Source organism: Mesorhizobium sp. CA7, from assembly GCF_020165015.1.
Lineage (GTDB): Bacteria > Pseudomonadota > Alphaproteobacteria > Rhizobiales > Rhizobiaceae > Mesorhizobium.
The window spans coordinates 595,712-612,816 of sequence record NZ_JAIUHH010000001.1 but is presented as its reverse complement, the minus strand read 5'-3'; the positions used below and the strand labels follow the sequence as shown (position 1 = coordinate 612,816).

At 65.2% G+C, this 17,105-nt stretch carries 14 protein-coding genes; 9 read left to right on the top strand and 5 right to left on the bottom strand.

What is annotated here, in order from left to right:
• Positions 1 to 95: 95 nt before the first annotated feature.
• Positions 96 to 3,704 (top strand): bifunctional proline dehydrogenase/L-glutamate gamma-semialdehyde dehydrogenase PutA, encoded by a 3,609-nt coding sequence (gene putA, locus LB552_RS02965; RefSeq protein ID WP_224602260.1) that lies wholly within the window; start codon positions 96 to 98, stop codon positions 3,702 to 3,704.
• A gap of 348 nt (positions 3,705 to 4,052) precedes the next feature.
• Here putA and LB552_RS02960 read toward each other — a convergent pair whose 3' ends face one another.
• The 3 genes from LB552_RS02960 to LB552_RS02950 all read right to left on the bottom strand — a co-directional run bounded on the left by LB552_RS02960 (position 4,053) and on the right by LB552_RS02950 (position 7,835).
• Positions 4,053 to 4,367, bottom strand: coding sequence for an antibiotic biosynthesis monooxygenase family protein (locus tag LB552_RS02960; protein ID WP_224601780.1), 315 nt, complete (start codon positions 4,365 to 4,367; stop codon positions 4,053 to 4,055).
• Positions 4,368 to 4,410: 43 nt separating this feature from the next.
• Positions 4,411 to 5,367, bottom strand: coding sequence for an energy transducer TonB (locus LB552_RS02955; RefSeq protein WP_224601778.1), 957 nt, complete (start codon positions 5,365 to 5,367; stop codon positions 4,411 to 4,413).
• Between the two features lie 251 nt (positions 5,368 to 5,618).
• Positions 5,619 to 7,835 (bottom strand): TonB-dependent hemoglobin/transferrin/lactoferrin family receptor, encoded by a 2,217-nt coding sequence (locus LB552_RS02950; RefSeq protein ID WP_411965404.1) that lies wholly within the window; start codon positions 7,833 to 7,835, stop codon positions 5,619 to 5,621.
• 199 nt (positions 7,836 to 8,034) lie between these two features.
• On the opposite strand from LB552_RS02950, the gene hemP reads away from it, so the two are divergent.
• From hemP to LB552_RS02925, 5 genes are read left to right on the top strand one after another with little or no spacing between them, the layout of a single operon-like run.
• Positions 8,035 to 8,241, top strand: coding sequence for a hemin uptake protein HemP (gene hemP, locus LB552_RS02945; protein WP_095765558.1), 207 nt, complete (start codon positions 8,035 to 8,037; stop codon positions 8,239 to 8,241).
• A gap of 53 nt (positions 8,242 to 8,294) precedes the next feature.
• Positions 8,295 to 9,356: a hemin-degrading factor gene (locus LB552_RS02940; RefSeq protein WP_224601775.1), complete on the top strand. Its 1,062-nt coding sequence runs from the start codon at positions 8,295 to 8,297 to the stop codon at positions 9,354 to 9,356.
• A 14-nt stretch (positions 9,357 to 9,370) separates the two neighbouring features.
• Positions 9,371 to 10,264, top strand: a complete 894-nt coding sequence (locus tag LB552_RS02935) for a hemin ABC transporter substrate-binding protein (RefSeq protein ID WP_224601773.1) — start codon at positions 9,371 to 9,373, stop codon at positions 10,262 to 10,264.
• Positions 10,265 to 10,270: 6 nt separating this feature from the next.
• On the top strand, positions 10,271 to 11,368 hold the full coding sequence (locus tag LB552_RS02930) for a FecCD family ABC transporter permease (RefSeq protein WP_224601771.1): 1,098 nt from the start codon (positions 10,271 to 10,273) through the stop codon (positions 11,366 to 11,368).
• Positions 11,369 to 11,375: 7 nt separating this feature from the next.
• On the top strand, positions 11,376 to 12,164 hold the full coding sequence (locus LB552_RS02925; protein ID WP_224601769.1) for a heme ABC transporter ATP-binding protein: 789 nt from the start codon (positions 11,376 to 11,378) through the stop codon (positions 12,162 to 12,164).
• A 285-nt stretch (positions 12,165 to 12,449) separates the two neighbouring features.
• On the opposite strand, the gene rirA is transcribed toward LB552_RS02925, so the two are convergent.
• Complete coding sequence (gene rirA / locus LB552_RS02920) at positions 12,450 to 12,911, bottom strand: iron-responsive transcriptional regulator RirA (protein WP_224543590.1); 462 nt, start codon at positions 12,909 to 12,911, stop codon at positions 12,450 to 12,452.
• A 199-nt stretch (positions 12,912 to 13,110) separates the two neighbouring features.
• Here rirA and LB552_RS02915 point away from each other — a divergent pair, with 199 nt between their 5' ends.
• The 3 genes from LB552_RS02915 to LB552_RS02905 all read left to right on the top strand — a co-directional run bounded on the left by LB552_RS02915 (position 13,111) and on the right by LB552_RS02905 (position 15,577).
• Entirely contained in the window at positions 13,111 to 14,406 is a 1,296-nt protein-coding gene (locus tag LB552_RS02915) for a DUF445 domain-containing protein (protein WP_224601766.1), read from the top strand.
• Between the two features lie 65 nt (positions 14,407 to 14,471).
• Entirely contained in the window at positions 14,472 to 14,900 is a 429-nt protein-coding gene (locus LB552_RS02910; protein WP_140627182.1) for a phasin family protein, read from the top strand.
• Positions 14,901 to 15,079: 179 nt separating this feature from the next.
• Entirely contained in the window at positions 15,080 to 15,577 is a 498-nt protein-coding gene (locus tag LB552_RS02905) for a MaoC family dehydratase (protein ID WP_140627184.1), read from the top strand.
• A 17-nt stretch (positions 15,578 to 15,594) separates the two neighbouring features.
• Here the strand turns inward: LB552_RS02905 and LB552_RS02900 are convergent, their stop codons facing one another.
• Positions 15,595 to 17,013 carry a PLP-dependent aminotransferase family protein gene (locus tag LB552_RS02900; RefSeq protein ID WP_224601764.1) on the bottom strand — a complete coding sequence of 473 codons (1,419 nt, stop codon included), beginning with the start codon at positions 17,011 to 17,013 and terminating at the stop codon, positions 15,595 to 15,597.
• Positions 17,014 to 17,105: the final 92 nt, after the last annotated feature.

Sequence of the window (17,105 nt, the reverse complement as noted above, 5' to 3'; positions counted from 1 at the left end):
TTGGACCGACTGGAATCCGCAGCTGTGCTAGCTTGCGCCATTCGGTCCGGCGACCGCCAGACCGTTCGCTCACGCTCGCTTTCATGGACCCCAACATGCCGCTCGACGCCATCCGCCAGCAGATCCGCGCCAATTATTTGCCCGACGAAGACGAGGCGGTGAAGCGCCTGTCGGCGGCGGCCGGGCTTTCGGCGGAAGAGCGCAAGGCGATCTCGGCGCGCGCGGCCGATCTGGTGCGTGCGGTGCGCGGTTCCACCGATCCAAGGCTGATGGAGGTCTTCCTCTCGGCCTACGGCCTGTCGACCAAGGAAGGCGTGGCGCTGATGTGCCTGGCCGAAGCGCTGCTGCGCGTGCCCGATGCCGAGACGATGGACGATCTCATCGCCGACAAGATCGCGCCGCATGACTGGTCGGCGCATTCGGGCGGCTCGAGCTCCATCTTCGTCAACGCCTCGACCTGGGCGCTGATGCTGACCGGCCGCGTGCTCGACGAGGGCGAGGGCGGCATCGAAGGCACGCTGCGCGCCATGGTGCGCAGGCTTGGCGAGCCGGTGATCCGCAAGGCGGTCGCCGCGGCAATGCGCGAGATGGGCGAGCAGTTCGTGCTTGGCCGAACCATCGCCGAGGCCGTCAAGCGCGGCCGGCCGATGACGCAGAAGGGTTATCTCTATTCCTTCGACATGCTGGGCGAGGCGGCCCGCACCGAAGCCGACGCGCTGCGCTACCACCGCGCCTATGCCGATGCGATCTCCTCGCTCGATGCCGGGTCGAACGGTCCCGACATCCGCTACAATCATGGCATTTCGGTCAAGCTCTCGGCGCTGCATCCGCGCTACGAGGTAGCGCAGCGCGAGACCATGCTGCCGGTGATGACCGAGCGGCTGCTGTCCTTGGCGCTTGCCGCCCGCCATTCGCGCATGGGCCTCAACATCGATGCCGAGGAGGCGGACCGGCTCGACCTGTCGCTCGACGTCATCGAACGCGTGCTGGCCGAGCCGGAACTTGCCGGCTGGGACGGTTTCGGCGTCGTCATCCAGGCCTATGGCCCGCGCGCGGCATTCGCCATCGACTGGCTCTATGCGCTTGCCAGGAAATACGATCGCAAAATCATGGTGCGGCTGGTGAAGGGCGCCTATTGGGACACCGAGATCAAGCGGGCGCAGACGCTCGGCCTGTCCGGCTATCCGGTCTTCACCCGTAAGGCCAACACCGACGTTTCTTATCTCGCCTGCGCGAAGAAGCTGCTGTCGATGACCGACCGCATCTATCCGCAGTTCGCCACGCATAACGCGCACACGGTTGCCGCGATCCTGTCGATGGCGAAGGACCGCGACAGCTTCGAGTTCCAGCGCCTGCACGGCATGGGCGAGGCGCTGCACGAGACGGTGCGGCAGGCCGAGGGCACGCGCTGTCGCATCTATGCGCCTGTCGGCGCGCATTCGGACCTGCTCGCCTATCTGGTGCGGCGCCTGCTGGAAAACGGCGCCAACTCCTCCTTCGTGCACCAGTTGACCGACGAGGAGGTCGAGCCCGAGGAGATCGCGCGCGATCCGCTCGCGGTGGTCGAGACGCAGGGGCCGGCCGCCAATCCGGCGATCGCGCGCCCGGCCGCGATCTTCGGCACCGGGCGCCGCAATTCCAGGGGCTTCGACATCACCGATCCGGTGACGCTCGCGGCTATCGACAAGGCGCGGGCGGCGTTCGCCGGAACGGATCGCTGGCACGCCAAGCCGGTGACGCGCGCCGCCGGCTACGGCCAGCCGCGCCAGATCGTCAATCCGGCCAAGCCCGACGAGATCGTCGGCACGGTGCATGAGGCGGCAGCCAAGCAGGTGGCGACCGCCGTGCGCATCGCCGTCGACGCGCAACCCGCCTGGGCGAAGCGTCCGATTGCCGAGCGCGCCGCGATCCTCAATCGCGCCGCCGACCTCTATGAGGCCAATGCGGTCGAGTTCTTCGCTCTCGCCACCCGCGAGGCCGGCAAATCGCTGGCCGACGGCGTCGCCGAAGTGCGCGAGGCGGTCGACTTCCTGCGCTACTACGCCGCCGAGGCGGCCAATGCCGAAGCGGGCACGCAAGCGCGCGGCGCGATCGTCTGCATCTCGCCGTGGAATTTCCCGCTGGCGATCTTCACCGGCCAGATCGCGGCAGCTTTGGTCACCGGCAATTCGGTCATTGCCAAGCCGGCGGAGCAGACGCCGCTGATCGCCTTCCGCGCCGTGGAAATGCTGCGCGAGGCCGGCGTGCCGGAAGACGTCATTCAGCTTTTGCCGGGCGATGGCGCCTCGGTCGGCGCGCCGCTCACCGCTGACCCGCGCATAGCCGGCGTCTGCTTCACCGGCTCGACCGAGGTCGCCAAGCTGATCGAGAGGCAACTGGCCGAGACCGCTGCGCCGGACGCCATGCTGATTGCCGAAACGGGCGGCTTGAATGCAATGATCGTCGATTCCACCGCGCTGCCGGAACAGGCGGTGCGCGACATCCTCGCCTCGGCCTTCCAGAGCGCCGGCCAGCGCTGCTCGGCGCTGCGCGTGCTCTACGTCCAGAAGGACGTCGAGAAGAAGATGCTGGAAATGCTGAAGGGCGCGATGGAAGCGCTCAATGTCGGCAATCCTTGGGCGATTTCGACCGACGTCGGCCCCGTAATCGATGATGAGGCGCAAGCGTCGATCAGCGGCTATTGCAAGAAGAAGGGGCTGGAAGGCAGGCTGATCGCGAAATTGGAAGCGCCGACAAGCGGCCGTTTCGTCGCGCCGCATGTCTTCCGGGTCAAAGGTATCGAGGAGATGGAGCGCGAGGTGTTCGGCCCGGTGCTGCATGTCGCGACCTTCGACGCCGACGAGATCGACGCGGTGATCGCCGCCATCAACCGCAAGGGCTATGGGCTGACCTTCGGCCTGCACACCCGCATCGAGGGGCGTGTCCAGCATTTTGTCGATGGCATCCATGCCGGCAACATCTATGTCAACCGCAACCAGATCGGCGCCGTCGTCGGTTCGCAGCCCTTCGGCGGCGAGGGGCTTTCAGGCACCGGCCCGAAGGCCGGCGGACCGCATTATCTGCGCCGCTTCCGCAAGGGGCCTGAGGCCGGCACCGAGCTTGGGGAAGGCCACAAGGTGACCGCGACCGAGCTTGCCGACAATCTGCCGGATCCGGCGCTGGGCGGCTGGTCGACGCGGCCGGACCGCGTGGCGATCCTGAGGAAGCATCTGCGCGGCAAGGGCGCGGCGGCGATCGCCGCAGCTGCCAGCCTCGATTTCGGCCAGGTCGATCTGCCCGGGCCGACCGGCGAGGCCAACACGCTGTCGCTGGCACCGCGTGGCCGAGTGCTGTGCCTCGGTCCGGATGCCGAGACGCTGCTTGCCCAGACGATCCAGGCGCTTGCGGCCGGCAATGCGGTGCTGGCCGTGGCGCCGGGCGCGCCGGCGGCGCTGTCGGCGCTGACCGGCAAGGGCCTGCCGCTGGCGGCGATCGACGGCCGGCCCGATCCGGTCGAGGCGCGTTCGCTGCGCGTCGATGTCGTCGCCTTCTCCGGCACGCCGGAGGCGGCGCGCATCGTGCGCAAGGTGATTGCCGAGCGCTCCGGGCCGATCGTCCCGCTGGTCAGCGAGGTGCTCAACCCGGCGGCCTACGCGCATGAACGCGCGGTCTGCGTCGACACCACGGCGGCGGGCGGGAACGCTAGTTTGCTCGCCGCAGCATAGTTCCCAGTACGGCGATTTTGGCCAGTCGGCTATGTCTGCTTAGGCAGTTACATGCCTTGGCGATTGGCCGGAACGCTCATCGCGATCGTCATCCACGGGCGGAGCAAGGAGCGAAGCGACGCGCGGAGACCCGAGGATCCATTCCGTTACATCTGAGCGTTGCAGCGGTGCAGAATTCTGCTCCGCTGCACCCTTCGATAAAGGTCACGGAATGGATCCTCGGGTCTCCGCGACGCCGCTTCGCGGCTGCTTCGCCCGTGGATGACGAGATTGACCCGCCGACAACTTTGAGAATCCCTGTGTCAAGAAACTAGCTGGCGCGAAACAGTCTCGTTGGCAAAGGCATGTTCAAGCGCCCTCGACGACCGAGAAGCCTTCGAACTGCGGGTGGCCCAGATAGTGCACCTTCGAGCCGCCGGCATTGCGATGGGCGGCGCGGAAGTTCTCCGATTTCGTCCAGGCGACGAAATCCTCCTGGCTTGTCCAGACCGTGTGCGAGGCGAACAGCGTGTAGCCCTCGGTCTCATTGACCGGGCCGCGCAGCAGGTGGAATTCCTTAAAACCCTGCATTTCGGAGAGGCTTGAATCGCGGTTCTTCCAGACATTCTCGAATGCTTCTTCCGAGCCGTTCTGGACCTTGAAGCGATTCATGGCGATGTACATTGGCTTCCTTTCGAAATGGACGAATTCTTAGGATGGGAAGGTTTTAAAAGGGGCCGATCCGCGCCTTGAACACCCAGCTCGATCTCCCGGTCTCGGGCGGAATGGGAGGGAACGGTGCCTGCTTGCGCACCAGAGTCAAAGCGAACTGATCGAGCTCGGCGGACCCTGAACTTTCGGCGAGCTGCAGGTCGCTGACGCTGCCGTCGGCCGCGACGACGAAAACCACCCTGGCATTGTTGCGAGCCTTGGCCTGGATCGATTTGGAAACGCGACGGTTGGCGCGGGCAAGCTTCTTCTGGATTTCACCGCTGTAGCGGGATTCCAGGGCATTGCCGGCGGCCTGTTTCTTGCCCTTGCTGGCGACGACCGGCGCGTCGCGCGTATCGCCATCCGCCGTGCCTCGCGGTTCAACGGTTTCGCTTGGCCCCGCCGGCGCGGCTGATGCGCTCGATGTCGCGCTCGGGACCGGCGATTGCTCGGGCTCGGCAGGAGGCGCTTGTGGGCTTTGCGGCTCGATCGCAGGCGTCGGCTTGCTGTCCGTGGGGACGCTCTGATCATCCTGGCGCGGTGTGGCGGCCGCCAGGATATCCGAGGCCGGCTCGTTGACGGCTTCCGGCGGAGGCTGGCGCGCCACTTGCTTACTTGCCGGCTGCGTCGCCTCGGCCGGCGGAGCGGGTTTCGCGGCCTGGCGCTTCACCGGCTGCGGATCCGGGACCAGGGTAACATCCACCGCGCCAGACGCCTGGTCGTCCACGGCGCTGCCGATGACGTTGGCGCCGGACTGGTCGGCGCCCTCAGCCCTGATCGCGTCCGCAGGATCGAATGTCCCCGCGGGTGCGATCAGAAACGCCGCCGCGGCGGCGCCATGGAGCAGGCCGGAGGCGATGATCGCCACTGCCCATCTGCGGTCTCCCGCGGATTGCCGCGTCTGCATGAGCGGCGCGTCCGGCTTGATCGCCGGTTCACTGCCTGCATCGGAAAGGTGATTGATGTCCTGCATGTCTCGCGCCGAGACCTGCCGCACGCGACAAGGAGTTGTCAAATCAAGATCGGTTGCCGCCCATGGCGCTGGGCCGGAAGCAGGCCTCGCCACGGCGCCATGCGGAATGGCCGGATGCAATCCCATCCCTATACGCCGAAAGCGCCTCGGGCCGGAGTCGGCGCAGACTGGGCCCACGCCGGCGCCAGGCCGAGCGACATCGCCAGCGCCGAGGTCAGCAGGCCAAACGATGCCGTCAAGCTATTCATTCCTCAGCCTCCAAAGCGCATGGTTGCCGCCAGCTTCAGGGTGACGCCGGGCTCGTAGAGGACGGCGGTGGTGCCTCCGTTGAGCGGGTTGGTGTATTTGACGTCGAACAGATTGTCGGCGCGGAAGTCGAGCTTGAGATTGTCCGTCGCCTGGTAGCTGGCGAAGGCGTTGACCAGCGTAAAATCCTTGGCAACCGGATTGCCCTTCGGCTTGCCGTTGTACTGGACCTCGCCGCCGACGGTCAGCTTGTCCTGGAGGAAGCGCAGGCCGAGCTGGGCCGTCACCTGCGAGGAGGGGATGGTCGCGAGGTCGGCGCGCTCGCCTTCATAGGAGATGGTGTGGCCGTCGATGATGGAGGCCGACAGGCCGGCATAGCCCCAGCCGGCGTCATAGACGCTTTCCACCTCGAAGCCGTCGATCTTGGCCTTGGCGAAGTTCTGGTATTGGAAGCAGATCGGAATGCCCGGACCGAACGGGCAGCCGCTGGTCGGATCGAAGGGCGAGAGCGTCACGCCGTCGATGTAATCGTCGACATTGTTGTGGAAGTAGGCTGCCTTGAGCCGCAGCGCGTCGCCGCCCTCGATGATGTCGTTCTGCTGGTAGTTGACGCCGAACTCGACTGTCTTGCCGGTCTCGGGCTTCAGGTTCGGGTTGGGCAGGAACGGAAAGCTGACCCCGGCCGGATGGTTGCCGCTGATCAGCGTCTCGGTCAGCGAGGGCGAGCGATAGCCTTCGGCGTAGGTGCCGTAGAACTGCAGGCCGGCCAGACCGGCGCTTTCGAAGGGCGAGACGCCGACCGTGATGCGCGGCGATACTCGGTCGCCGGAGGTCTCATTCGTGTCGTCCTTCAGGCTGTAATGGTCATAGCGCAGGCCGCCAATGACCTCGAGCCACTCCCAAGTCAGCTTGTCCTGGATGTAGGCGCCGGAGACGTTGCGCTTGCCCGACGGCGTGTAGAAGGAGTCGCCGCCGGTCGTGCCGCCGGTCTCGACGTCGTCGCCGACCCAGTCACCGCCATAGGTCAGTTCGTGGGCGACGCTCGCCGTCTCGAAGCGCGACGTGTTCCAGATGTCGATGCCGGTCGTGCCGACATCGAAGGTCGACAGCGAGCCGGCGGGCAGCAGCACGGGCAGGCCGGTGACCGGATCGAAGCGGTTCTGCGCGGTAAGCGTCGTCAGGTCGAGATTGGTTCTGTTGTAGGAGGCGTTGATGTGGAGGTCGAGCCAGCTCCTGGCATCGTCGGTGATGTTGTAGCGAGTTGTGAAAGTGTTAGACTTGAGGTCGACGTCATTCGCCGGCACGCCGCCGCTGGTCTCGGTCCAGCCGTCCTTCGAGCCGACCCAGCCGAGCTTCAGCTCGCTGTTTTCGCTCGGGCGTATGGTGGTCTTGAGCAGGCCGCTCAGCACATTGAAACCGGTGCCGGCAACGGTGTCGCCGCCGCCGTTCTTGTAGTCGTCGTAGTCGCGGTAGACGATGTTGCCGAGAACATCCCAGTTCTCGTTGATCCGGTAAGCGCCGGTCGCGCTGGTGGTCCAGCCCTTCCCGTTGCTTTCATAGCGCCCGGTCAGCGAGCCGGCCCATGTCTCTTCGGGTCTGAGGAAATCGGCGGCATCCTTGGTGTCGAAGAAGACGACGCCGCCGATGGCGCCGGAGCCATAGGTGTTGGCGGTCGGGCCGCGGATGACGTCGACGGATTTGATCAGCTCGGGATCGACATAGAAGGTCGACTGCGTGCCATGGTCCGAGCGCTGGAAATCCTGCCTTGCGCCGTCGACGATCACCGCGACGCGGCCGAAATCCTGCAGGCCGCGGATGTTGATGCTGGAGCTGACGCGGCGCGCGTCGGCCTGCACGGTGACACCGGGCACGCCGAGCAGCATCTCGTTCGGCGTCGTCGCCATGCGGCGGTCGAGCTGCTCCTGGTCGACATGGCTGGCCGAGGCCAGCGACTGGATCGCCGTTTCGCCCGTGCGGCTGATGACGAGGATCTTGTCGAGAAGCGTCCCTTCGGTCGCGGCCTTCTCGTCAGCGTTCTTTTTCTGATCGGACTGCTGCTGGTTGGCCGGCTGCGCCGCTTGCTGCGCTTGCGCGGCGGGCGCGCTGAGCGCGATCGCCGCCGCTCCGGCCATCAATGCGGCGATTGTCTTTGCAATCGATCGAAAGCCCGGCCCCGCACTATTGCCTGCAAGGCCTGTCCGTCCCCAAGTCGCCAACCCCATTGCCCCAACTCCAGATTTCAGGCTCGCAGCTGGCTGGCCGGTGGCTCGCTCGCATTTTTGATCACATCCGGCGTCTTAAATCTTGACTCATTTACTCCGGTAATGCACGACTAGTAAACATGACTGTTAGAGTCAAGAATTGAATCGGCATTTTATGAGGCTGCGGCCAAGGTGGCCGTCAGAGGAAAGGACCGACCCGATGAACACGCACAATCCCAACGATTTCCGCTATCGCGTCCGCCGCCCGGAAGACACGCAGATGCATTACGAAAGGGTACCGTTGGCGGTGAGGACGCTCTCCAGCAACACGCTGTTCCAGGGCGAGCACGAGATCGGCATCGAGCATCACGGCGCGCTCTACCGCCTGAAGATCACCCGCCAGGGCAAGCTGATCCTCAACAAGTGATCGGAACCGGCGGGCGGCAGACGAGCAGAGATCAGACGATACAGGTGGACGAAATGGACCAGCGCGTGAAGCCATCGCCGGAGGAAATCCGGCGGGCGCGAGAAGAAAATCCGAAAATGCGGGAGCGCGATCTCTCGGCGCAACTGGGCATTTCGGAAGCGGAACTGGTTGCAGCGCACAGGGGCTTCGGCACTGTCCGTGTCGAGCCGCGCGTCAACGACCTTTTGACCGGCCTTGAGGCGGTCGGCGAGGTGATGGCGCTGACCCGGAACGAAAGCGCTGTGCACGAGAAGATCGGCGTCTACGACAAGGTCGTCACCGGCAACCACAACGCCATGGTGCTTGGCGAGAACATCGACCTGCGCATCTTCCCGAAGGCCTGGGCGCATGGCTTTGCCGTCGAAAAGCGCGACGGCGGCGAGATCCGACGCAGCCTGCAGTTCTTCGACGCGGCGGGCGAGGCAGTGCACAAGGTGCATCTGAAGCCCGCATCCAATCTCTACGCTTACCAGAAATTGGTGGCGAGCCTCGAATCGTCGAACCAGGAACCGACCGTCGCGATCCTTCCAAGCGCCGCGGAAGGAGAGGATGAAGGGCAGGGCGCGGCTGCCTCGATCGGCGATCTGCGCGACCGCTGGAGCCGGCTTACCGACGTGCATCAGTTCTTCGGCATGCTGAAGACGTTGAAGCTCAGCCGCCGCGAGGCCGTGCGCATGGTGGGCCAGGACTATGCCTGGCTGCTCGACAATGATGCGGTCATCGCCATGTTCCACCACGCTGCGGCAAGCGAGATGCCGATCATGTGCTTCGTCGGCAACCGCGGCTGCATCCAGATCCATTCCGGCCCGATCAAGTCGGTCAAGCCGATGGGTCCGTGGCTCAACGTGCTCGACGAGACTTTCCATCTGCATCTGAGGACCGACCACATCCGCGAAGTCTGGGCGGTGCGCAAACCCACCAAGGACGGCCATGTCACCTCGCTGGAGGCCTATGACGCCAATGGCGGCATGATCATCCAGTTCTTCGGCAAGCGCCATGAAGGCGAAGGCGAGCGGGAAGACTGGCGTTTTCTCGCCGAGAACCTGCCCCGCATTCCCAATCCGACCGCTGCGTGAGGAGGTAGCACCCAATGCGCTTTGCTCTCAGTTTCCGGGCAGCGCTCGCGCCGATGCTCGGCGTCCTGCTTGCCGTCGCCCTGCAGCCGGCCAAGGCGGACGAAGGCATGACAGTCTTTTCGGACAGCTCGCGGATCGTCTCCATAGGCGGCTCGATCACCGAGATCGTCTATGCGCTCGGCGAGGAAGGCCGCCTCGTTGCCCGCGACTCGACCAGCAGCTATCCCGAGGCGGCGGCGAAGTTACCGGATGTCGGCTATATGCGCGCGCTGTCGCCCGAGGGTGTCCTGTCTGTCAATCCGACCGGGATCCTTGCGCTGCAGGGCAGCGGCCCGAAAGAAGCGGTCGACGTGCTGAAGAAGTCGAGCGTGCCTTTCGTCGAGGTGCCGGACCACTACAATCATGAGGGCATTCTCGAAAAGATCCGCGTCGTGGGAAAAGCGCTAGGGGTCGAGGCCAAGGCGGAGAAGCTCGCCGCCGAGACGGACGCGAAGCTGACGGCGGCCGAAAAGCAGACGGCTGCGATCAAAGATCGCAAGCGCGTGCTGTTCGTGCTGTCGACGCAGGGCGGCAAGATCCTTGCCGCCGGCAGCGACACGGCGGCCGACGGCATCGTCAAGCTGGCCGGCGCGGTCAATGCGGTCGAGAGTTTTTCCGGCTACAAGTCGATGACCGACGAGGCGATCGTCAGCGCCAGGCCGGACGTCATCCTGACGATGAAGGGCGGCGGACCGCCGATCTCGGAAGAGGAGCTGTTTGCCAACCCGGCCGTCGCTTCAACACCGGCGGGCGCCGACCGCAAGATGATCAGCATGGCGGGCGGTTACCTGCTCGGCTTCGGGCCGCGCACCGCCGAAGCCATCCATGATCTTGCCGTTTCGCTTTATGGCAACCAGGTCGCGGACTGAGTGGCGATGGCCGAACAGTCCATTGCCGGGGCGGGCAGGGTGATGGCGGTCGATGGCGACCGCTCGGCCCGGGCAAGATTCGTCATAGCGCTCTTGTGCCTGGCGCTGGCCCTTTCCGTATTCCTGTCGCTGACATCGGGCGCCTCCGACGCCTCCGCAGTCCGCGTCATCCGCGGCTGGTTTACGGGCACCATGCCTGCCGACGCGGCGTTGGCCGCGCGCGACCAGTTGGTCGTCTATGATATCCGCATGCCGCGCGTGCTGCTCGGCGTGCTGATCGGCGCAGCGCTCGCCGTCGGCGGCGCGGTGATGCAGGGGCTGTTCCGCAACCCGCTTGCCGATCCCGGCCTGATCGGCGTCTCCGCCGGCTCCAGTCTCGGTGCGGTGGCGATCATCGTGGTCGGCACGACCTGGCTTGCGCCCGTCACGCTTGCGCTGGGCACGCTCGCTTTGCCGCTCGCGGCATTCTTCGGCGGGCTCGCGGTGACATTGCTGCTTTACGCCATCGCCACGCGCCAGGGACGGACGTCGGTCGCCACGATGCTGCTTGCCGGCATCGCCATCAGCGCTCTTGCCATGGCGCTGACGGGCATCCTCATCTTCATGGCCGACGACCGGCAGCTGCGCGACCTGACGTTTTGGCAGCTCGGCTCGCTTGCCGGCGCGACATGGCCGAAGATCGGCACCGTGGGGCCGGTGATCGCGCTGGCGCTATCGGCGACGCCGTTCCTGTCGCGCGGCCTCAACGCGCTGGCGCTGGGCGAAGCGACCGCGGGCCATCTCGGCATTGCGGTGCAGCGGCTGAAATACACGGCTGTTGTTGCGGTGTCGGCGGCGGTCGGGGCTTCGGTCGCGGTCAGCGGCGGCATCGGTTTCATCGGCATTGTCGTGCCGCATGTGCTGCGGCTGGCGATCGGGCCGGACAACCGTTATCTGCTGCCGGCCTCGGCCCTGCTCGGCGCATCGCTGCTTCTCATCGCCGACGCGGTCGCCCGCACCATCGTCGCGCCGGCCGAACTGCCGATCGGCATCGTCACCGCGGTCGCCGGCGCGCCGTTCTTCCTTTGGATACTGCTGCGCAAGCGCGGCGTCGTTGATCTATGAGTTCGCCATGATCGAAGCGCGCGACATTTCGGTGGCGATCGGCGGCAAGCGCATCGTGTCCCATGTTGACTTCGCGGCGAGGCCCGGCGAGGTGACGGCCATCGTCGGACCAAACGGATCCGGCAAGACGACTTTGCTCAAGGCACTGACCGGCGAGCTCGCCTATGCCGGCACCGTCACGCTCAACGGCCGCGACCTGTCAGCGATGAAGCCGGTCGAGGCAGCCACGCTGCGCGCGGTGCTGCCGCAGGCCACGGCGCTGTCCTTCCCGTTCACCGTGCGCGAGATCGTTCGCCTCGGCCTGATCGGCGGGCGCTCCGGCGTGCTGCCCGGCGAGGATGCGCGTTTGCCCGAACGGGCGCTGGCGTGTGTCGACCTCGACGGTTTCGCCGGCCGCTTCTACCAGGAACTTTCCGGCGGCGAGCAGCAGCGCGTGCAGCTTGCCCGCGTGCTCTGCCAGGTGTGGGCGCCGGTACTCGAAGGGCGGCCGCGCTATCTGTTCCTCGACGAACCGGTCTCCAGCCTCGACATCAAGCACCAGCTCATCATCATGAACATTGCGCGCGATTTCGCCCGGCGCGGCGGCGGCGTGGTAGCGATCCTGCACGACCTCAATCTGACGGCCATGTATGCCGACCGAATTTTTGTGCTGCATGGCGGCCAGTTGGCCGCCGCGGGGTCGCCAACGGACGTGCTCAATGACGAGCTGATCGAGAGGGTGTTCGACTGCCGCTTGAAGGTCGGCGCACTGCCTGCCGCGAACATGCCGTTCGTGCTGCCGCAATCGGCGGCGTAGGCTTGGCTGCGAGAGGGGCGCCATCGCTCATGACTTCGTCATTCTAGGGCGGAGCAAGGAGCGCAGCGACGCGCGCAGACCCTAGAATCCATTCCGTGACCTTCGTGCGCCGCGACGATGCAGAAATAGCGACCCTAAAGAGCCAGTGCCTCTTCTGGATCGCTGTATTCTTTGTTCGATGTAACGGAATGGATCCTCGGGTCGCCGCGTCCGCTTCGCTCCCGCTCTGCCCGTGGATGACGAAGTTGACGAGCCTTCCTCGAGAACCAAGCCGCCAGGGCCCGATCACGCTGCCGGGGCGCGCTGCTCGAGAAGGTCGATGCCGAGCAGGCTGCGCACATTCGGGCGCGCGGCGACGAGGTCGGCGATCGTGTAGCGGGAAAGCACGGCGAAGAAGGCGTTGAGCGCCTCGCGCAGCGCCGAATTCAGGGCGCAACTGTCGACCAGCGGGCATTCGGCTGCGTCGTTCTCGAAGCATTCGGCCATGGCGAAACTCTCTTCGGTGACGCGCACGACATCGAACAGGTTGATCTGTTCCGCCGAGCGGCCGAGCCGCACCCCGCCGTTGCGGCCGCGCACGGTCTCGACCAGGCCGGCCTCGACCAGCGGCTGCAGGATCTTGAAGAGGAACAGCTCGGACACCGAATAGGCGGCGGCGATCTCGGGGATGCGGCTCAGCCTTTCGGTGTTAGCGGCGCAGTACATCAGAATGCGCATCGCATAATTGGTCTGGCGCGTGAGCCGCATGATATCCTCGCGAAATATTAGCTTGAAGCCGAATATGGCCCATAGTTTGGAACAATTCCAGACTGGACCGGTACATAGCTGAATAATCGTGTCAACTTTTTGTGCATGCCGGCGCATATGGTGCTCCTGCGCTTCGAACGAGCGTTTTGCCGGCGCGGCCATTAGATAGAAACGGGTGCAAACAGGAAACGGCCTTTCCATGTCACAGTCAGCTTCGGCCCCCGCGCCGGTTAGATTCGACGCCGATGCCAAGGCGAAGCTCTCGGCGTTGCGGCGGACCAAGTTCGTCGCCGCCGCGGCGCTCGCGCTGTGCATCCTCGTCTTTGCGCTCGCCAAGTCCTTCGAGGGCGGCCATCCGTGGCTCGGCTTCGTCGCGGCCTTCGCCGAGGCGGCGACCATCGGCGGCCTCGCCGACTGGTATGCCGTGGTGGCGCTGTTCCGGCGGCCGCTCGGGCTGCCGATCCCGCACACGGCCATCATTCCGGAGAACCAGCACCGGATCGCCGACAATCTCGGCCGCTTCATCGAGGCCAATTTCCTGGCGCCGGAGCCGGTGCGCGAGAAGCTTGCCGAGGTCGATTTCGCCGCTTTGGTCGCAGACTGGCTGGCCGACGCCGAACGCGCCTCCGATCTGTCGCGATTCGTCGTACGCCTGGTGCCGCAGACATTGACGGCGGTGGAGCAATCCGGCTTGCGCGACTTCGTCACCAGCCGCATGCTGGAGCAGATCGAGAAGGTGCCGCTGGCGCCGCTCGCGGCCGATCTTTTGTCAGCGCTGACCGACGATCGCCGCCACCAAAAGCTGTTCGACGAATTCATCCGGGTCGTCGGGCGTTTCCTCAACGACGAGCAGGCGCTGGCGACGATGCGTGAAAAGATTCGCGAGGAACTGCCGTCGCTGTTCAACCTGTTTCGCGCCGACGCCTATCTTCTGAAGAAGATCGTCGCGTCGGCGGGTTCGCTGCTCGATGAGGTGCGGGCCGATCCCAACCATCCGATGCGTGCCGAATTCGACGGCTTCGTACTTGGCTTTATCGAGCGGCTCAGGACTTCGAAGCAATATGCCAGGCGCGCCGAGAAGCTGAAGCGCGATTTCCTCGGACGTCCGGAGGTGCGGGCGCTGGCCGGCGATGCATGGACAAGCCTGCGCCTGTTCATCGAGCAGGACGTCAATGCGCCGAATTCGACGATCCGAGAGCACCTCGCCAACATGTTCGTCGAGATCGGCAGGCATCTGGCCGACGACGCCCAGATCAGGGTCGATATGAACCAGGGTTTCGTCGTGGCGCTGGCTTCGTTCGTCGAGAGCCAGAAGAGCGGGGTGTCGACATTCATCGCCGATCAGGTCAAGCGCTGGGACCTGGCGCAACTGACGCGGCTGATCGAGCTGAACATCGGCAGGGACCTGCAATATATCCGCTTCAACGGCATGATCGTCGGCGGGCTTGCCGGGCTGGCGCTCCATACGGCAGAGCGGCTGTTCCTCGTCAATTGACGCCGGCCCAAGGAGCACTATTCTCCCTCAAGGGCGCCGCATGGCGGCCGGTAGGGAGGCAGAACATGGCAAGACAACCGGAATCGGACTCGTTCCTCGACATGTTCAGCAGGTTCGGCCGCGACCTCAAGCTACCGAATGTCGACGTCCAGGCGATCCTCGACCATCATCGCAAGAACCTCGAAGCCCTGGAAAAATCGGCGAGGGCAAGTGCGGCCGGCGCATCCTCGGTGCTGGCGAGGCAGCATGAGATGGTCCAGAATGCCATGCATGAGATCACGCGGATGGCGCAGAACTATCAGACGCCCGGCAATCCGCAGGACCTGATGAGCAAGCAGGCGGAGTTTGCCCGCAGGTCGTTCGAGACGACGCTGAAGAATGCCAGCGAAGTGGCCGACCTTGTGCGCAAATCCAGCACCGAATCGGTCGAGATCCTGCGCGACCGGATCCGGGATGCGATGGCGGAAATCCGCGCCGGCTACGAAAAGAAATAGGCTACCTGGCGATTTCGGACTCATCACCGACCGATATCCGATGCAACCGGCGCAGGCGTCCGAGCGTTCTCGGCCTGCCCCAAAGCATCAACTCTACCGGCGAAAATCGCGGGGCGGCGAATTGACAGAGGCCGCCGCTTCATGGTCGGGAGACAGGCAAGAGTGATGGGAAAGCCGGGATGACGGAAACACGGCCGAGAACGCCGCCGACCTTCGAACAGTTGCGCATGATGTCCGGGCAGGAGCTCGGCGTGTCCGACTGGACGACGGTCGACCAGCAGCGCATCGACCAGTTCGCCGAATGCACGGGCGACCACCAGTGGATCCATGTCGATCCCGAAAGGGCGAAACGGCAGAGCCCGTTCCGCACCACGATCGCGCATGGCTATCTGACCTTGTCGATCATCGGCGCGCTGGCGCTGGAGATGGGCATCGTGCCGGAAAACACCCAGGCCGCCTTCAACTACGGCTTCGACAAGGTGCGCTTCCTGGCGCCGGTCAAGGCCGGCGCGCGGATCAGGCTGCGCACCACGCTGCTTTCCATGGAGGACCGGGGTCCCGGCCAGTATCTGATGAAGGCGGCCAACACCGTCGAGATCGAAGGCGAGCAGAAGCCGGCGCTGACCGCCGAAACGCTGGTGATGATGTATGAGCGCCGCAAGCGGGCAGGGGCGTAAGGCCTGCCGAGACTGGACTACGCGGCCTTGCGACGAGACACGGCTATCGCCTTTTCGAGCACCTGGAAAATGCGTTCGTCGGCACACTGGGCCACGTTGAAGCGCATGAAGCGAGCGGCGGTATGCGACAGGCTGAAGACATTGCCGGGCGCTAGCACGACATTGTCCGAAAGCGCATGGCGCGCGACGTCGGCGGCGTCGATGCCGTCGGGCAGGCGGCACCAGAGGAACATGCCGGCAGGCTGGTCGATCCAGGGCACGATGCCCATCGCCTTCAGCCTGCCGGCGGTCTCGGCCATGGCGCGCGACAGGCGCGTGCGCAACTGCTCGACATGCTTGCGGTAGCTTCCGTCCTTCAACAGGGTCAGCACCAGTTCGGCCGCCAGCCGGGCGCCGCCGAATGTCGTGGCGATCTTGAGATCGGTCAGGCCTTCCATCCAGTCGGCTGGTGCCGCGATGAAACCGCAACGCACCGAGGCCGACAGCGTCTTGGAGAAGGAGCCGATCTGCACGACGCGCTGCAGCCCGTCGAAGGCCGCGAGCCTCGGAGCAGGGCTATCCTCGAAGTCGGCGAAGATATCGTCCTCGACAATGGTGAGGTCCGCCTGGTCGGCGAGCTTCAGGAGCCGATGCGCGGTGACCGGCGACAGGATCGCGCCGGTCGGGTTGTGGATGCCGGAATTGGTGATGTAGAGGCGTGGCCGGTGCTCGGCTAGCGCCTCGGCGAAAAGCTCGATGTCCGGCCCCGAAGGCGTGTAGGGCACGCCGACAACCTTGGCCTGATGCGCGCGCAGCAGCGCATGGAAGTTGAAATAGCAGGGATCGTCGACCAGGACCGCATCGCCGGGCTCGATCAGGAAGCGGCACAGAAGGTCGATCGCCTGGGTACCGCAGTCGGTCAGCATGATCTGGTCCGGCGAGACCTCGACGCCATGGTCGGCCATGCGCCTTGCCAGCAATTGGCGCAGCGGCGGCAGGCCGAGCGGCGTGCCATAGTCCGCAAGCGTCACGTCGTCGGCACGGGCAGCAGCGCGCAGCGCCCGGCGCAAGGCGGCCTGCGGCATCCAGGACGCCGGCAGCCAGCCGCAGCCGGGTTTCAGCATCTCCTCGCCGGCTTCGAGCGACTGCCGCGACACCCAGAGCGGGTCGACGGCTCGGTCCAGCCGAGGGCCGATCTCGGCCAGCGACAACGGCGCGAGCTGGCCGGCGGCGTAGAAGCCGGAGCCAGGCCGCGAACGGATCGTGCCTTCCGCCGCAAGGCGCTCATAGGCTTCGACCACGGTCGATTTTGAAACCTGCATGGATCTGGCCATGGCTCGTATCGACGGCAGGCGGGCTCCGGGCGTCAGCATGCGCGCCGCGATCCGCTGGCGGATTGCCGTCATGACGGTTTCGACGAGTGTGGCGCCACTGGCATTTGGGCCTGATGCGTCCATCTGTACTTCTCTGTAGGCCATTACAGTTTTGTCGAATTGTACTCCATTGTATCTGGCAACACCATGGCCCGCGCCGGTACGGGAGCACAAAC